At 43.3% G+C, this 16,075-nt stretch carries 14 protein-coding genes and 1 pseudogene; 9 read left to right on the top strand and 6 right to left on the bottom strand.

Annotation, left to right across the window (positions count from 1 at the left end):
• Positions 1-141: 141 nt before the first annotated feature.
• Complete coding sequence (locus ABL924_RS10640) at positions 142-1,044, bottom strand: 5'-nucleotidase (protein WP_349027071.1); 903 nt, start codon at positions 1,042-1,044, stop codon at positions 142-144.
• Positions 1,045-1,566: 522 nt separating this feature from the next.
• Between ABL924_RS10640 and pqqD the strand changes: the two genes are divergently transcribed.
• The 4 genes and pseudogenes from pqqD to ABL924_RS10620 all read left to right on the top strand — a co-directional run bounded on the left by pqqD (position 1,567) and on the right by ABL924_RS10620 (position 4,060).
• Positions 1,567-1,836: a pyrroloquinoline quinone biosynthesis peptide chaperone PqqD gene (gene pqqD, locus ABL924_RS10635; RefSeq protein WP_349027070.1), complete on the top strand. Its 270-nt coding sequence runs from the start codon at positions 1,567-1,569 to the stop codon at positions 1,834-1,836.
• Positions 1,817-2,986, top strand: a complete 1,170-nt coding sequence (gene pqqE / locus ABL924_RS10630) for a pyrroloquinoline quinone biosynthesis protein PqqE (RefSeq protein WP_349027069.1) — start codon at positions 1,817-1,819, stop codon at positions 2,984-2,986. Before pqqD ends, pqqE begins: the two co-directional genes overlap by 20 nt.
• A 107-nt stretch (positions 2,987-3,093) precedes the next feature.
• Positions 3,094-3,399: pseudogene (locus tag ABL924_RS10625) on the top strand (pyrroloquinoline quinone biosynthesis protein PqqE); the annotation flags it as partial.
• A 121-nt stretch (positions 3,400-3,520) separates the two neighbouring features.
• Positions 3,521-4,060, top strand: coding sequence for a hypothetical protein (locus ABL924_RS10620; protein ID WP_349027068.1), 540 nt, complete (start codon positions 3,521-3,523; stop codon positions 4,058-4,060).
• 14 nt (positions 4,061-4,074) lie between these two features.
• Here the strand turns inward: ABL924_RS10620 and ABL924_RS10615 are convergent, their stop codons facing one another.
• On the bottom strand, positions 4,075-4,284 hold the full coding sequence (locus ABL924_RS10615; protein WP_349027067.1) for a hypothetical protein: 210 nt from the start codon (positions 4,282-4,284) through the stop codon (positions 4,075-4,077).
• A 202-nt stretch (positions 4,285-4,486) separates the two neighbouring features.
• Here ABL924_RS10615 and ABL924_RS10610 point away from each other — a divergent pair, with 202 nt between their 5' ends.
• From ABL924_RS10610 to ABL924_RS10590, 5 genes are all read left to right on the top strand, one after another.
• The gene (locus ABL924_RS10610; protein WP_349027066.1) at positions 4,487-5,386 is read left to right on the top strand and encodes a DMT family transporter; all 900 of its coding nucleotides are present in this window, start codon (positions 4,487-4,489) and stop codon (positions 5,384-5,386) included.
• Positions 5,387-5,675: 289 nt separating this feature from the next.
• Positions 5,676-5,885 carry a cold shock domain-containing protein gene (locus tag ABL924_RS10605; protein WP_349027073.1) on the top strand — a complete coding sequence of 70 codons (210 nt, stop codon included), beginning with the start codon at positions 5,676-5,678 and terminating at the stop codon, positions 5,883-5,885.
• Positions 5,886-6,453: 568 nt separating this feature from the next.
• Complete coding sequence (gene ettA / locus ABL924_RS10600; protein ID WP_349027065.1) at positions 6,454-8,118, top strand: energy-dependent translational throttle protein EttA; 1,665 nt, start codon at positions 6,454-6,456, stop codon at positions 8,116-8,118.
• Positions 8,119-8,263: 145 nt separating this feature from the next.
• Complete coding sequence (locus ABL924_RS10595) at positions 8,264-8,854, top strand: hypothetical protein (RefSeq protein ID WP_349027064.1); 591 nt, start codon at positions 8,264-8,266, stop codon at positions 8,852-8,854.
• A gap of 297 nt (positions 8,855-9,151) precedes the next feature.
• Entirely contained in the window at positions 9,152-9,925 is a 774-nt protein-coding gene (locus ABL924_RS10590; protein ID WP_349027063.1) for a hypothetical protein, read from the top strand.
• A 177-nt stretch (positions 9,926-10,102) separates the two neighbouring features.
• On the opposite strand, the gene ABL924_RS10585 is transcribed toward ABL924_RS10590, so the two are convergent.
• From ABL924_RS10585 to ABL924_RS10570, 4 genes are all read right to left on the bottom strand, one after another.
• Positions 10,103-11,038 carry a Gfo/Idh/MocA family oxidoreductase gene (locus ABL924_RS10585; RefSeq protein ID WP_349027062.1) on the bottom strand — a complete coding sequence of 312 codons (936 nt, stop codon included), beginning with the start codon at positions 11,036-11,038 and terminating at the stop codon, positions 10,103-10,105.
• A gap of 96 nt (positions 11,039-11,134) precedes the next feature.
• A complete protein-coding gene (locus ABL924_RS10580; RefSeq protein WP_349027061.1) occupies positions 11,135-13,954 on the bottom strand; it encodes an EAL domain-containing protein in 2,820 nt (939 codons plus the stop codon).
• A gap of 2 nt (positions 13,955-13,956) precedes the next feature.
• A complete protein-coding gene (locus ABL924_RS10575; protein WP_349027060.1) occupies positions 13,957-15,312 on the bottom strand; it encodes a hypothetical protein in 1,356 nt (451 codons plus the stop codon).
• Complete coding sequence (locus ABL924_RS10570; protein WP_349027059.1) at positions 15,281-15,757, bottom strand: hypothetical protein; 477 nt, start codon at positions 15,755-15,757, stop codon at positions 15,281-15,283. Before ABL924_RS10570 ends, ABL924_RS10575 begins: the two co-directional genes overlap by 32 nt.
• Positions 15,758-16,075: the final 318 nt, after the last annotated feature.

Below are 16,075 nucleotides of genomic sequence, written 5' to 3'. Positions count from 1 at the left end.
ACAGCGATATACTAAAGGGTGGCAAGGGCAACGACACCCTCGAAGGCGGGGAAGGCACCGACACTTACATCTACACCACGGGCGACGGCTTTGACGCCATTGCGGACATCAAGGCTGCTTAAGAATTAAACGAAGGAAAAACTAAAGCTTTGATTTTTTGTTGGTAATCCCATGTGGCACATGCGCCGCAGCGACATGCACTGCCGCCGACTCGCAATGGCCTTTTTGGTCGTCAAAGAAAATATCCGCGCCAAATGCTTTCAAAAACGCACCTTTGGACATCCCGCCCAGAAATAACGCCTCATCAATACGAATATCCCATGTCCTTAAGGTTCTTACCACTCGCTCGTGTGCAGGTGCCGCGCGCGCGGTAACCAAAGCAGTCCTAATCGGTGAAAGTTGAGGGTCAAACTGCTTTTGGATATGGTGTAACCTAGCCAAGAAATCCTTAAATGGCCCACCCGGCAAAGGGTTTTTGGCTTCATTCCGTTCGTTTTCGGCGAATTTTGCCAAACCTTGCTCCTGATAAATCCGCTCAGAATCATCGGAAAATAACACTGCGTCGCCATCAAACGCGATACGTAATTGTTGGCTTTGATTGCTTGTTGACGCGCCACTTAGAATGGTTGCTGCCGCAAAACCGGCATCCAGGGTTTTGACGACATCATCGGCATTCGCCGACAAAAACAAATGTGCACCAAAAGCCGACATGTATGAATAGGGAGAAACACCGCTGGTGAACGCAGCGCGGGTGATGTTGAGCTTATGATGGGCAATGGAATTGAATATCCTCAAGCCTGTATCGGCGCTGTTCTGGGATAGCAGGATGATTTCCAGTAATGGCTCGTTAGGGCTGCTCTCATTAATAGCCAGGAATTTTTTTACCAGAGAAAAACCATAGCCTGGTGCCAAAATCTGATCTTCATGCTCTATCTGGTATCGACAAAACGCTTCTTTACCTTGTGCTTCAAAAACCGCATGGGATTCATCCAAATCGAATAAAGCTCTTGAAGATACCGCAACAACCAGCTTTTGCTTTTTCATACTCAGTGCACACCTCTACTGCCGTAAATCGGACTGGAAAATCGGTCAACCACCTAAAGGAATCCCTATTTACCGCAATTAAAACCACGCTATTATTTAATTACTGAAATTCTTTAGATTTCTTCCAAATTCTAACATTTTGAAGTCCATACTTAATAGGAGTCTTTGTACCATGGGATTCTTGTAAAAACTTACCTGATCGACCTAGCAATATTCATTATGGAATTTTTAGAGTTCCCCATTATATTTAATCATGCACAGTAAGCTCTGTTAGCAACGCGCTATTGTTCGGGAGTTTGCTAACGCGAAACCTGACCACTAAAAATTTGACCCATAATATTAACGAAGTATGTACAATAAAATACACGGAATAAGCCATTCGCGTCTTACCAAAAAACTTCACAGGTTTTAAATTTAATCGTGACGAAGCGAATGAACGCGAGCACGCTTGCTACAAAATCAATGTTCTAAACGCGATAACTTATCACTCATTTTGAGAATTACCCTTCAATTAGCTACCAAATGACCATCGACCCCGACCAACCCATCAACTTCTCCCCTACCCACCGCTTGCAATGGGAAGAAGCCCAGCAGAAAACCGTCATTCTTTATCCTGAAGGCATGGTAGAGCTTAACCAAAGTTCTGCAGAAATCCTGAAATGTTGCGATGGTGTGCGTAATCTGGCGCAGATTGTCAGCGAGCTTGAACAAAAATTTGCCACTACGGGTCTTACCAACGATATTACCGCTTTCCTTGAGGTTGCCTTACAAAATGGCTGGATCCAACAATAATCTTGACGCGAAAGCGCTTCAAATAACGCCTCCACGTTGGTTGCTGGCGGAATTGACTTATGCTTGCCCGTTGCAATGCCCGTATTGCTCTAATCCGGTGGATTACGCTAAGTACCCTAATGAACTCAGTACAGACGACTGGAAACGGGTATTGAGCGAGGCTCGCAAGATGGGTGCGGTGCAATTGGGTTTTTCCGGCGGAGAACCATTGACGCGTAAGGATTTGGTTGAACTGGTCAAACATGCACGTGAACTGGGCTATTATTCCAACCTGATTACCTCTGGTTATGGGCTGAACGAAGAGAAAATCATCCAGCTTAAAGAAGCGGGGCTAGACCATATCCAGGTCAGTATCCAAGCCAGTACCCAGGAACTTAACGACCATATTGCCGGTACAACTTCGTTCCATCACAAAAAAGAAGTTGCCCATTTAGTGAAAAAACACGGCTATCCGATGGTGCTGTGCGTAGTCATCCATCGTGAAAACATCCACCAAATGACGCAAATTCTGGAAATGGCAGAGGAACTTGGCGCGGATTATCTGGAACTCGCCAACACCCAGTATTACGGTTGGGCGCATACCAACCGCGATTTATTGTTGCCCACCAAAGAGCAATTCGAACAAGCCGAACAAATCGCCCAGGCGTTTAAAGAAAAAGTCGCCGGCAAGATGAAAATCTATTACGTGGTGCCGGATTTTTACGAAGATCGCCCGAAAAAATGTATGAATGGCTGGGGGACAACCTTTTTGACCATCGCGCCCGATGGCGTTGCCCTGCCCTGCCATTCCGCCCGTGACTTGCCCGGCTTGGATTGCCCGAATGTCAATGATTACAACATCCAGGAAATCTGGCATGAATCCAAAGCCTTCAACTTTTTCCGTGGCTTTGAATGGATGAAAGAGCCTTGCCGCAGTTGTGACGAAAAAGAAAAAGATTTCGGCGGCTGCCGCTGTCAGGCTTATCTGTTGACAGGCGATATGTATATGGCCGATCCGGTATGCAGCAAGTCGCCGGAACACGGGGTTATTCAGCAAGCAATTGATTCGGCTGGTGCTTCTGACAATTTGGCGAGCGGTGAAAAACCGCTGGTATTTAGGAATAGCAAGAACTCTAAGGCAATGGCTTTGGTTGATGATAAAGGCGCTTGAATTCCGAACGAGGGGCATGGGTATGCTGCCCCGTCCCAAACGTTTGTTATTCATGAATAATATTTGAATTAAAACGAACGGGGCAACATGCCCCGTCCGGCTCGGGGGAAATCTGGCACGATTCCAAAGCCTTCAATTTTTTCCGAGGTTTTGAATGGATGAAAGAACCTTGCCGCAGTTGCGACGAAAAGGAAAAAGATTTCGGCGGCTGCCGTTGTCAGGCTTATTTATTGACGGGCGATATGTACATTGCTGATCCCCTATGCAGTAAATCGCCGGAACATGGGCTTATTCAACAAGCTATTGATTCAGCAAAGGATACTGCTAGTTTGGCGAGTGATGAAAAGCCGTTGGTTTTTCGGAATAGTAAAAACTCTAAGGCCATGAGTTTAGTTGATGGTAAAGGCGCTTGAATTCCGAACGCGGGACGTGGGTATGTTACCCCGTCCCAAACGTTTGTTATTTCTGAATAATATTTAAATCAAAACGAATTGGGCAACATGCCCCGTCCGGCTCGGGGTGCTGAACGAAAGGATGCGCATCGTTCGCGTTTTCTCGATTGATGCGCCTCGTACCTCGGCAAATCCTATATTTGGCGCATCTTACGTTATGACATCACAAACATATAAGAAACTCTCTGCCGTTACGCTGATAATAGCTGGCGTAGCATTAACAATTGGAAGTTTTGCTTATCTGGCACTCTTTGGAATTATGGGTTTCATGTCATTCCTGGTAAAACCTTATCTTGGGATTGGGTTATTATTCGGCTTTGTATTTGGATTATACATAATAGGAATTGGTAGTGATCTATTTAGGGATTACTTCGAGACTTCATTAGTAAATCGTCTTTCAACACTTATCCGTTGGCTTTTTGCCGCACCTTTTTTATATCATTTGTCGCTTGGAATATTACAATATGTTCAAGGTGTTATATCTGGCTCACACGTTATCAGTTTTAGCAATTTGGCTTATTTATTTTTGTTTTTCACGCCGATTTTATGTGTGTTCCTTTGGCCAGAAATATGTAAATTTGCGAAATATCTACGTCTTCGGCAAAAAAGGCAAATTAGGTGAGCAAACAAAATGGTTTATCCCCTAACCGACCTCTCCAACTTCTTACACTGCCCCTCATCCAACCACCGATCACACCATACATTAAGCGACAACGCCGTCCCACACATCAATTCAAACTCACGTTTGGCTTCCCCAGGGGCTTCTTTAGGCCACCAGGAATGCGTCTCCATTTGCCTACGGATGTAGTGGCAAGCGGCATCAACTTCAGAATCGCTTAGGTGCATATCGTAACTCCTTTGTTTATTGTGAAATATCGGTTTGATGGGCTTGACGAATAATAAGGCGGCACAGGATAGATGTAAACATAATCATGATGACGATTGTTTTGCTAAGAAGATAGGTTATCCTGATTAGGTTTAATTCCATTCGTTTGGAATTTTTGCCACCTTATCCAGTCCGATCCCGTTTACCCTGATTATTAACCCAATGCGTATCACCCTCGCTTACATCAGCGTTGTTTTGCTCTGGGCCACCACACCGCTCGCCATCAAATGGAGCGGTGAAGGCCCAGGCTTTTTGTTTGCGGTCACCAGCCGTATGGCTATTGGTGCGACGTGCATTTTGTTAACGTTGGCGGTGTTACGGCGGTCATTGGCGTGGCACCGTAAAGCCTGGTTGACTTATCTGGCAGCGGCCTTGCAAATCTATGGCTCGATGATCGCCGTGTATTGGTCAGCGCAGTTCATCCCGTCCGGCTGGATTTCAGTCATATTCGGCCTTGCTCCTCTGATGACGGCATTAATGGCGAGCCTTTTGCTCAAGGAGCGGTATTTATCGCTCAGTAAATTATGTGCGTATAGCTTAGGGGTTTGCGGTTTGTATATCATGTTTGGTTCAGCATTACGGTTAGGGGAAAGCGCGGCACTGGGCATTGCAGGAGTATTTGTATCAACCTTATTGCACTCCGGTAGCGCGGTGTGGATCAAACGCATTAACGCTGGTTTACCTGCATTAGCACAAGTTGCAGGCGGACTGGGTTTGGCGCTGCCTGCGTATCTAATCACTTGGACTTTGATTGACGGGCAATGGCCTACAACGCTTTCCACTGTGAATATCGCGGCAATTGCTTATTTAGGGATGATTGCGACGACGATTGGTTTTTCGCTGTATTATTACCTGCTTACGCATTTATCCGCTACCCGTGTCGCGCTGATTTCCTTGATGACTCCAGTTATGGCGTTGATGTTGGGGCATCTAGTCAACCATGAGCCTTTAACTCAGGATACGCTCACCGGAACCGCTTTAATTCTTTCCGCATTGCTTATGCACGAAGTTTTTGATCGATTTAATCCGACTTTAAAACCTATTAGCAAGAATAAGTCTTAGCAAGAAGCTAAATTATTTTTCACATTAATAATCAATTATTTATAAATATATTTTTGTTGTTAACCATTATCTGACGAACCTATCCGAACATTTTTGGTATATTGATGTTTTTTCTAAGTTTTTATTGGCTGCGACTGCCCTTAAAACCTTGCTAACGCTGCTCAAAATGTTTTGCCCTAGTTATCTTTTTAGTGCTACCATTGCTCGGCGTTAAAGGTTAAACCCGTCCTATGTGGACTGGATTTTGTTAAGCCAACTTAGATTGGCGTTATTATTGAATGAGTTAGATATGGCAGATCAAGTTGAAGGTACCGTTAAGTGGTTCAATGATGAAAAAGGCTTTGGCTTTATTGCCCAGGAAGGCGGCAAAGATGTTTTCGTTCACCATAGTGCAATTAATGGCTCCGGCCGCAAAACGCTAAAAGAAGGCCAAAGAGTGATGATGGAAGTCACCCAAGGTCAAAAAGGCCCACAAGCTGAGAACGTCACCCCTGCCTAACTATTAGGTTATAAGCGCTCAAAAATCTTTTGGTTTTTGAGCTGCAAAGGGTTTGAAGTTTTTTGAATGTTAAATCTAAAGTGATGGAACAGGCTTAAACTTGATTGGCTAGTGGCCTTGATTTTGTGTCCACGTTAGCTTACGTGATTCCAAGGCGGCTTATTTTAATCGAATAAGCTTGGCTTGCGTTTTATTATGTTAGCTTAAACACTAAACCCCCTGCCAACACGCGTCTTAGTTAACACACTTAATGTTGTGATAGGTTTTTTGCTGTTTATTCGCTAACCACCATCAAAACGTAGCAAAAAATTACCTCCGCATTTCAGCAATGCCATCGTGAATCCCTCCGAATTCCCGTTTACAACAGCTTTGCCACCATGGCAGCGGCGCGTTTTCCATTCAATTAATTTGCACCTGAAAGTCCTACAGGTATCATATGGGGTGAGACCGATTCGACCTTGGCAACCTTGTTTACCAGATAGTCTACTACTGGATCGTCGCTGTATCATTAAGATAAGGTGAGGCCAGACTCTAACCTATTAATTAACTTAGCAAATATTCCTCAACTATGGCTCAATATATATTTTCAATGAATAAAGTCGGCAAAATTGTGCCGCCTAAGAAATATATTCTCAAAGACATTTACTTATCCTTTTTCCCTGGCGCAAAAATTGGCGTACTGGGTTTAAATGGCTCAGGTAAGTCTACCTTATTGAAAATAATGGCAGGTATCGACAAGGATATCGAAGGCGAAGCTATTCCGCTCAAAGGCATCAACATCGGCTATCTACCGCAAGAACCGCAACTTGATCCCACTAAGACCGTACGCGGCAATGTTGAAGAAGCTGTCGCGGAAATCAAAGCCATTTTGGATCGCTTTAATGAAGTCAACAACGCATTTGCTGAACCTGATGCAGACTTTGATGCGCTGTTAACAGAACAAGCCGATTTACAGGAAAAAATCGAAGCCGCAGGCGCGTGGGAACTGGAACGCAAGCTGGAAATCGCCGCCGATGCTTTGCGCTTGCCGGATTGGGATGCCGATGTGACAAAGCTTTCAGGCGGGGAGAAACGCCGCGTGGCCTTATGCCGCTTATTGCTGTCCAATCCTGACATGCTGTTATTGGATGAGCCTACTAACCATCTGGATGCCGAATCTGTCGCTTGGTTGGAACGCTTTCTGCATGATTATCCAGGTACAGTCGTTGCCGTTACCCATGACCGCTACTTTCTGGATAATGTCGCTGGCTGGATTCTGGAACTCGACCGGGGTTCTGGCATACCCTGGGAAGGCAACTATTCCAGTTGGCTAGAACAAAAAGGCAACCGTTTGTTACAAGAAGAAAAACAGGAATCTTCCCGCCAAAAAGCCATGAAGGCGGAATTGGAATGGGTGCGTTCCAACCCCAAAGGCCGCCATGCGAAAAGCAAGGCTCGTCTGGCACGGTTTGATGAACTGTCTTCCGTGGATGTGCAAAAACGTAATGAAACCCAGGAAATTTATATCCCACCCGGCCCGCGCCTGGGTGATGTTGTCATTGAAGCCGACAACATCAGCAAAGCCTTTGGTGACCGATTGCTCATCAATAACTTGAGCTTTAAACTACCACCTGGCGGTATTGTCGGCATTATCGGTCCCAATGGCGCGGGTAAAACCACATTGTTCCGCATGATGGCAGGTCTGGAACAGCCCGATAGCGGAACTTTAACACTAGGCAAAACCGTTGAACTGGCTTACGTCGATCAGCTACGTGACGATATGGATGCCAACAAAACCGTGTTTGAAGAAATTGCCGACGGCTTGGATATGATTACCGTCGGAAAATATGAAACTCCATCCAGGGCTTATGTAGGCCGGTTTAATTTTAAAGGCGGCGACCAACAAAAACGTATCGGCGATCTGTCCGGCGGCGAACGCAATCGTGTCCATCTGGCTAAACTGTTAAAAGCGGGCGGCAACGTCTTGTTGCTCGACGAGCCCACCAACGATCTGGACGTGGAAACCTTGCGCGCCCTGGAAGATGCCATACTCGCCTTCCCAGGCTGCGCCGTCGTCATCTCGCATGACCGCTGGTTTCTGGACAGGATTGCAACGCACATGCTCGCCTTTGAAGGCGACAGCAATGTCGTCTGGTTTGAAGGCAACTACGAAGATTACGAAGCCGACCGCCACCGCCGCTTAGGTAGCGACGCGGATAATCCGCATCGGTTGAAGTATAAGAAGTTGGCTTGAGATGTATCTTATTTCATATTTTAGATAAGCTGTAGGCTGGGTTGAAGCTTCGCGAAAACCCAGCAAAAACGCAAATTATAATGCTGGGTTTCGTACCTCAACCCAGCCTACGGGCTAAACAGATATAATCGATAAGGGGGTATAAATGGATTTCATAAGTAAATATGGCAAAGAAATTGTTTCCCTCGTTGTTCCATTTATCACTTGGTTTCTTAATGTTGGCATCAAGGGAAAGGCAAAACTAATTTGGACTAGCCCACACTCTTTCACTTTCTTAGTTCATGAGCCAATTCGCGATACGGAAGGAAACGTCCTTCAAACAACACAAAAGGTGTCTACAGCTTCTATCCGAATCATCAATACCGGCAGGGAAACTGCTACAAAAGTTGAACTAGTCTTTAACTGGAAGCCAGATCATATTAATCTTTGGCCAGTACGACATTTCGAGCATAAAACAGATCAGGATAGCCGCCACATAATGATCTTCGACAATCTCTCCCCAAAAGAGGAGATTGGTATCGAAATACTTTCTATCAACGCAGATCTTCCAGCTTTATTGTTAGTTCGAAGTGCCGAGTGCCCTGCACAAAACGTCCCAATGATGTGGATTCGTTATGTTGCACCGTGGAAAATTGCCATAGCTCGCCTTCTGATCTTCGTTGGTGTTAGCGCTTCCGTTTACGGTTTAATTGCACTTATACAGTTTTTAGTTCTCAAAACACCATTCAACCCGTAACCTGCGCTAATGTAGGATGTGGTGAGGCACGAACCGCATCGTTCGCGTTTTCTCGATTGATGCGGTTCACTTTGCTCACCACAACCTTTGAATACCATAAGCTGAAAGCTATCCGTCTGAACTCAACACTGGAATCTGGGCGACCATTGCTTGCGCCACCAGTGGTAAGGTATGCATCGCATACCTTTTTGAAGGTTTGGTTAACTCGTAAACTTAAAAGGTACGCGGTGCGTACCTTACTTGGCTTGTCATACAAATTTCCGTAAATTAATTTAACCTCAAAAGGAGGATAAAGAAATGAAAAACGATAAATATTTATTTGATAGAGAAGATCGAAATTGGGATGACCACACCAAATATAAATCCGAATATCATAAAAATTTGGATGGGACAGAGTCATGTAGTTGGTATGACCCTGAATGTAAGAAAATATGCACTAAAGATTTAGACGACCCTTGGGAAAGCAGTTCAAATATGACTTACATCAAAGAAGCTGCAGGTTGTGAAACATGGTACGAATGTGGTTTGTTAGTGCGTAGTAAAGATGTTGATGGTTGTGTTTCCCTTTTTGGTTATGATGAAAATGATATGCTCATTTATAGTAAAGTTGATGGCTTAGAAGTATGGTATGAAAATGATCGGCATGGTAACCATATAGGCGGTGTTAACTCGAAAGGCGAAAGATTTATACTTAGCCCGAATGGTGAGGAACATTGGTTTAACAAAATAGGCAATAGAACACGTTACATAGACTGGGAGTACAGTAAGCACGAGTATAATGAGAAGGGTAAAAGAATTTTTAAAGAAGATTTCTGTGGCACTAAGACTTGGTTTGATGATAACGAAAACCCTATCCGAATATTATTTAGTGATGGAAGAGAAATAAAATACAAATACGATGATTATGGTAACCAAACTTATGTTAAATATTTTGATGGCGTGGAAGAATGGTTTAAGCCAGATGGTTTAGGTGGCTTTAAAAGTAGTTATAATTCAAAGGGCGAAAAGTTCTCATATGGTGAAAAAACTCTAATAAAAAAATGGGATTGGTTTGGTTTAAAGGGAAACTAAAAGAGACTGTAAATTAATTTTAATTGTTCCTGCGCTCTGGCGTGGGAACGCCCGCCAATAGCTCATAGGTTGGGGTGAACTTGTGAACCCCAACAAATCAATTGCTAAAACGTTGGGGTTCGTTCCTCACCCCAACCTACTACACTGTGTTAACCCACTAAATTCCCCTGTGTAGCATCACTTTTCACCCAACAACTGGGAAATCTTAATCGCCGTTTCCAACGCCCTACGTCCCGCTTCTCCAGAAACCAAGGGATTTTCACCCGTTTTTATGCAGTTGACGAAATGTTTGATTTCTTCCAGCAAAGCATCGCCGCTTTCAAACACGGATTCTTCGGTGACTATTTCAGGAATGCCGGGAAACATTTCCTTAGGTCCAGTTTTATGTTTGGTCAGAATGCGATTTTGAAAATCCACCGATACATAGGAACTCGGCCTAAACATCCGCATTTTGCGTTCCATTTTCATGCTGATCCGGCTGGCGGTGACATTTGCGACACAGCCGTTGGTGAACAATAGTCGGGCATTGGCAATATCCGTGCCTTGCGTCAAGACAGCTGTGCCGCTGGCATCAATCCGTTCCAGCTCCGAGTCCACCAACGCCAGGATAATATCTATATCATGGATCATCAAATCCAGGACGACGCTGACATCATTAGCTCTAGGATTAAAGGGTGATAGGCGGTGGGATTCGATAAACAACGGTTTTTCGTCCTTTTCTAAGCCCAAAACGGCTGGATTAAACCGTTCTAGATGCCCTACCTGCAAAACCAAATTTTTCTCTTTGGCAATAGCAATCAGGTCATCCGCTTCGGCAACGGTAACGGTGATTGGCTTCTCTACCAGCACATGCACCCTTGCCGCCAGAAAATCTTTGGCAACGGCATGATGGTAAGTGGTTGGTACAACTATGCTGACCGCATCAACATTACCGAGAATCTGTTTATAGTCTGTATAAGCTTTAGCACCGTTATCGGCAGCAATCTGATTAGCTACAGCTTCATCGACATCAACGACGGCAACCAACTCACAGCCAGGCAATGAGGCATATTTCTGGGCGTGAAATTTGCCCAAATAACCGGCACCAATCACGGCACACTTTAGTTTTTTCATAGAATTGAGTGTTTTGTTTCAACTGAAAACCAGCGTGTTGCTATTGTAACGCAGCCGTTGGAAAACCTTGAAAAGATGACTGATATACGAGGAATTTTATTCCATCGCCTTGGGTTTACCTATGTGGTAGCCCTGTGCGTAGTCGATGCCAAACTCTTTGAGGATAGTCAAGATGTCTTCACTCTCAACAAACTCGGCTACTGTTTTTTTACCAAAGGCGTGTGCCATCTCGATCAATGCTTTAACGAAAACCCTATCGCCATTGTTTGTATCGAGATGTTGGATGAGAGAACCATCAATTTTTACATAATCAACTGGGGCATTTTTCAGATAGTGAAGCGAAGGATATTCAAGCCCGAAATCATTCAATGCCATTATGCAACCAAGCTCTTTTATCCTGTTAATCATTACATTAGTTGATTGATAATTGGATACTGCAGCAGAATCCGTTATTTCAAAAATAATTCTTTTTTGATCAACATCAGGATTACTAAATAACTGGGCGAAATCGTCAAAAATGGTCGGATCATCGAATGAACGCTTGGAAATATTGACACTGAGCTTATATTTTTTGCCTAACCTATTAAACTCAAGATGTTGTTCTACAGCTTTTTTTAATACGATCCGGTCAATTTTACCGATTAAACCTAACTCTTCGGCTCGAAAAACAAAATCTGAGGGCATAATAATTTGACCATCATCTTGTTGTAAACGAACCAAACATTCAAAATGGCTTATTTTATTGCTCTTAATGGTAAGAATAGGCTGATAAAACAAAATAAACTTATCATTGGCGATGGCATCTTCAAGAATTGTTCGCCAACGCACTATCTGGTTTGATTTGCTCCGGTAATCATAACCAGGATTGAACAGATGATGCTGACCTCGACCTAATTCTTTCGCTTGATACATAGCCAAGTCGGCATTAGCCATTAATTCATTAACAGTAGCGCCGTGTAATGGAAACACCGCAACACCTATACTGGCACTGGCAGCGTAAGTTTTCCCATTACAACTGAAACTTTGCTCTTTAAGTATAGAATTAATTTTTTTTGCGATATGCTCCACACCAACCATGTCCGCATATGGCATTAACAAAGCAAACTCATCGCCACCTATCCGGCAGATTAAATCCGTTGAACGGACAGTTTCGTTCAAGCTATTGGATACCATCTTAAGAAAATTATCGCCAGCATCATGGCCACTAGCGTCATTAATTTCTTTAAACCGATCCAGATCGAGATAAAACAGGGCAAGCTGATAGCCATAACGTTCAGCCGAAGCCAATTTCTGGATGAATTCCTCATGAAACTTCCGTCGGTTACCTAAGCCTGTCAGGTAATCGTAATATGCCATTCTAATATTGCGAGCTTCTGCTATTTTACGATCGCTAATATCCATGCCCAACGTTAATATGACCATTTCGTCACCGTGTTTTTGGGATGGCAAAAGTTTATGTAGCCAGGAAATATCCCGAAACTTACCCGTCTCTGTAACTAAGAGCCCATCTAATTGAACTTGCTCACCGTATTCGCCAAATCGTAAACGATTTAACTTCGTCAGATGTTCCTGATCAAATTCTGGAATAAACAGATCAAATACTTTACCAATAACAGTCTGGCTATCTGTTTCCAAGCCATCAACCCCAGCATGATTAATCGATAAAATGATCCCGTTTAGTTTTTGTATGATAATGATGATAGGTGCCAACTCAACAAGCTGCCGAATGAAATCACGCTCTTTCCCCAGCTCTTGGCTTTTCTCCAATAAACTGAACGTATGACCTCGCATTTCTTGCTCAAAATACTCAAGCTGCTCGGCTAAATTTAAGGCAGTCAAGCTCAACTTATCCAGCTCATCGTAACCCAAACTGGAGCTGTCTTTTACAGGTATTTGTTTCCTAAATTCAGTAAACTGATTCTTCGATAGCAGCGGCAATACCTCTGAAAGGCTAGTAATCCTCCGCAGAGAAACATGCAAGGCAAGGAGAATTAACAGCAGCGAAGCCAATAGCCCGATAAAACCGTATAACCAGACATGCTTCAGATCGCTGTTAAGGTGTTTAAGATTTGCAGTGATATCATCCACGAAAAAAAAGAAAGGTGGCTTATTGCTTGCATCCGCTTGTTGTATGGGCAGCACTCGAACTTCATAAACCGATTTATTTAATTCTATCCTTTTGCTGGCATTGAAAAAACTATCAATTCTGTGGTGTTGGGAAATAAACTCGAAAATAGGCAGATTTTTTTCAGGCTGAGTCATGCCGGACAATTTATATTTCCATCCATTTCCTAATGAATTCTCGGCGTTATCACTATGATCCTGAATTAAAATACCAATATCTGAACGTGTCGCTTCGTTATATTTAATAATGACATCTGAGAAAGGACGAATTATGCTAATACCGCCGATAATTTCTGCCTTTCCCATCACCGGAATGATCGCTTGTTGGAAACAATTGTCTGGGCAAAAAATTTGCTGCTCTGGAACTTCATTTTTCAGGACGCGCATCACCGTTGCATCTGAATCAATCAACTGATTACCCCAGGACTTAACTTGTGTACCTTGTTTATCAAACAAGACGATATTTTCAATATCCCAAATAAATTGCCAACGTGACCAGTTTTCATCCAATGATTGAACTCCACGATGCTGCTCTTTTGATATATCACGTGATGAATCATTGATGATCGAAATCAGTTCTGCAAATTGCTCCAACACCGAAAACGAGTCTTTGGTTAACGTTTCAGCGATGTTGATATGGCTTATCTGAATATTTTTTCGATCATTTTCGAAATTATTCTGAGCATTCAAATACGAAACGAATGCAAATAAACTTTGCAATACCAAGAAGACACTACCAAACAGAATAGCTAATTTCCATCGTAAACTGAAAAATAAGCTATTTTTTCCCATAACTAAAACTTAAAGGACAATTGCAAAGCATACAGATCCCAATCCTGTATACCTTTTTGTGGATCAGGATTATCGGCCTGAGGCAACCAAGCGGTGCCATGAACCCGATGATATTCTCCCCTGACCATCCACGATGGCGTTATATCCCAGCGCAAACCAAATACCCAATCCTGCGAGAAGGCACTATGCTTTTGGAAACTTAGTAGCGCCGCCGTTTCACCATCTCTATCAGATATATCCATATCAAAAGTATCATAACGAACAGTCGTTTGTAGCTCTGGCAAAATACGATAACTGCCCTCAACATACCAACTTTCCGAAACAAATTTACCGCCGTCGAAAGCCGCAAAATTCCCAAACGTGTTCCATCGGTATTCATACTCACCCGTTAAGGTAAATTTTTCACCGTTGTATTGCGCGGAAAACAGTAACGGCTGTATGCGGCTTGTACTCCTACGTAAGGACTCACCAGGGGCTGGGTTAAAGTCAAATTCCATATCCATATAACTTACGGCTAACACATACTCACCGCCATTCAGCTCATAATTTAGCTGTGTGGCGAAAGCTGGTTTTGTGTCAAATGAACCCTGAGCATTTTGTTTGGCGAGGACGATAGTCTTAATTTCTTTCAAATCGCTCGATGGCATTCCAACATTAAACTTGAAATTGAAATCGCCAAAATCGGTACGCTGCTCGGCATAAAATGAGCCTCCGTCCGCAGAAAGCATTAGCGATCTTGAGCGATCAAAATAAATACCCTGGGGTAGCAAGATGGTCGGATGGGTAAAAGCGACATCACGCGTCTCATTATACAAACCAAACGGATTTTTAATGCGTCCACCACGTATGCCTACTTTACCACTGTCATATTCAAATAGGGTTAAATCAGCCAAGCCATAATCAACCCTTACACTGCCACGATCAACAGCACCCGCCCGTCGATAAAGCCCTTGCGCGGCGAAGCGCAGCTTACTAAAAGGTTGATAGCTTGCATTAACACCAATTTCTGTCAATCCTGGGCTAATCCCATCATCACTTTGCCCATAAACATTATTATCAGACGTATGGAAAAAACCTTGGGTCAAAAATCCGTGGATTTGGACTTCATCAGGCAATAACTTAGATTCTGCAAAAATCCTGGTGCTGTAGAAAGCAAGAAACAAACAAACTGTCAGGAGCTGTCCGAGTTTGTTAAACAGCTTAAAACATCTTTCATCACCTTTAGGAAAGACACGCACAAGCACATCCATAATACATTGCTCAAACAAAAACCACCCACCTCCAAGGATGGAAGAAGTGCGGCAAAGGATCTGCAACCATTGCCGCTTATTGAGCTTCAAATGAACGGATGTTTTCATTGTCTGGTTTGCTATTTAAATAGCCAATGGAATCTGGCGTAGTAGCGATTTTTTCAATCATATCTTGTTCAGACTCCAACTCGATAGGTGCGGCTCCTGTGCCGGAATAAGTCATTCTGTCCCAAACTCGCCTGATCTGATGAGGCAACATATTAAGGGCTTTTTTGACAAACTCTTTATGTAATGAGCTGCCATCCGGTAATGTATAAACCTTAATTTGTTTATTATTTGGCCAAAGCCTTTTTTGCATGGTGAAGATAGCGCGGATATCCACTTTGGAATACCCCGAAGTGGACGCTGTTTTATTAACGACTATCTCAATTGCTGTGACAACAGGTGGAAAAGCAGTAAAGATAAAAATAACCGCAAGAATAATGCCGAAATTCGGCTTGTTATCCCTAAGCTTCTGCAATTTGAAATCCCCATGATTATTATCTAACGTCATCTTTCATTATTATAATCATAATCAACGTTAGTAATTATAGTAAACATTATAAAGCTTTCCTAGTAACTTGTTTTATAGAATAATATTGATGTTATTGATATTCATGTTAGGCGAAAGCCCTATTTGGTCGACATTATCTTGCTTTACTCCGCTTATTGGGCAAGAATGAACCCTTGTCGTTACGAAATCTCTGCCCAGTTCTGACATAAGGCTCTGTTGGATACAGTCGGTGGACTCAGCCCAAACGATTCATGTTGCTTACACTATTTTGACAGGCTTGACAAATCCGTCCTTGGCTTGTCGAACCATGACCGAAAT

The organism is Methyloglobulus sp. (assembly GCF_040079455.1).
Taxonomy (GTDB): domain Bacteria; phylum Pseudomonadota; class Gammaproteobacteria; order Methylococcales; family Methylomonadaceae; genus Methyloglobulus.
Note: the sequence above shows the minus strand (reverse complement) of the source record. Positions and strands in the feature narration are given on the sequence as shown.

Bases quoted from the DNA above. Each gene is read 5' to 3' on its own strand.
- ABL924_RS10640 (WP_349027071.1), bottom strand. From the start codon at position 1,044: ATGAAAAAGCAAAAGCTGGTTGTTGCGGTATCTTCAAGAGCTTTATTC.
- pqqD (WP_349027070.1), top strand. From the start codon at position 1,567: ATGACCATCGACCCCGACCAACCCATCAACTTCTCCCCTACCCACCGC.
- pqqE (WP_349027069.1), top strand. From the start codon at position 1,817: ATGGCTGGATCCAACAATAATCTTGACGCGAAAGCGCTTCAAATAACG.
- ABL924_RS10620 (WP_349027068.1), top strand. From the start codon at position 3,521: ATGCGCATCGTTCGCGTTTTCTCGATTGATGCGCCTCGTACCTCGGCA.
- ABL924_RS10615 (WP_349027067.1), bottom strand. From the start codon at position 4,284: ATGCACCTAAGCGATTCTGAAGTTGATGCCGCTTGCCACTACATCCGT.
- ABL924_RS10610 (WP_349027066.1), top strand. From the start codon at position 4,487: ATGCGTATCACCCTCGCTTACATCAGCGTTGTTTTGCTCTGGGCCACC.
- ABL924_RS10605 (WP_349027073.1), top strand. From the start codon at position 5,676: ATGGCAGATCAAGTTGAAGGTACCGTTAAGTGGTTCAATGATGAAAAA.
- ettA (WP_349027065.1), top strand. From the start codon at position 6,454: ATGGCTCAATATATATTTTCAATGAATAAAGTCGGCAAAATTGTGCCG.
- ABL924_RS10595 (WP_349027064.1), top strand. From the start codon at position 8,264: ATGGATTTCATAAGTAAATATGGCAAAGAAATTGTTTCCCTCGTTGTT.
- ABL924_RS10590 (WP_349027063.1), top strand. From the start codon at position 9,152: ATGAAAAACGATAAATATTTATTTGATAGAGAAGATCGAAATTGGGAT.
- ABL924_RS10585 (WP_349027062.1), bottom strand. From the start codon at position 11,038: ATGAAAAAACTAAAGTGTGCCGTGATTGGTGCCGGTTATTTGGGCAAA.
- ABL924_RS10580 (WP_349027061.1), bottom strand. From the start codon at position 13,954: ATGGGAAAAAATAGCTTATTTTTCAGTTTACGATGGAAATTAGCTATT.
- ABL924_RS10575 (WP_349027060.1), bottom strand. From the start codon at position 15,312: ATGAAAACATCCGTTCATTTGAAGCTCAATAAGCGGCAATGGTTGCAG.
- ABL924_RS10570 (WP_349027059.1), bottom strand. From the start codon at position 15,757: ATGACGTTAGATAATAATCATGGGGATTTCAAATTGCAGAAGCTTAGG.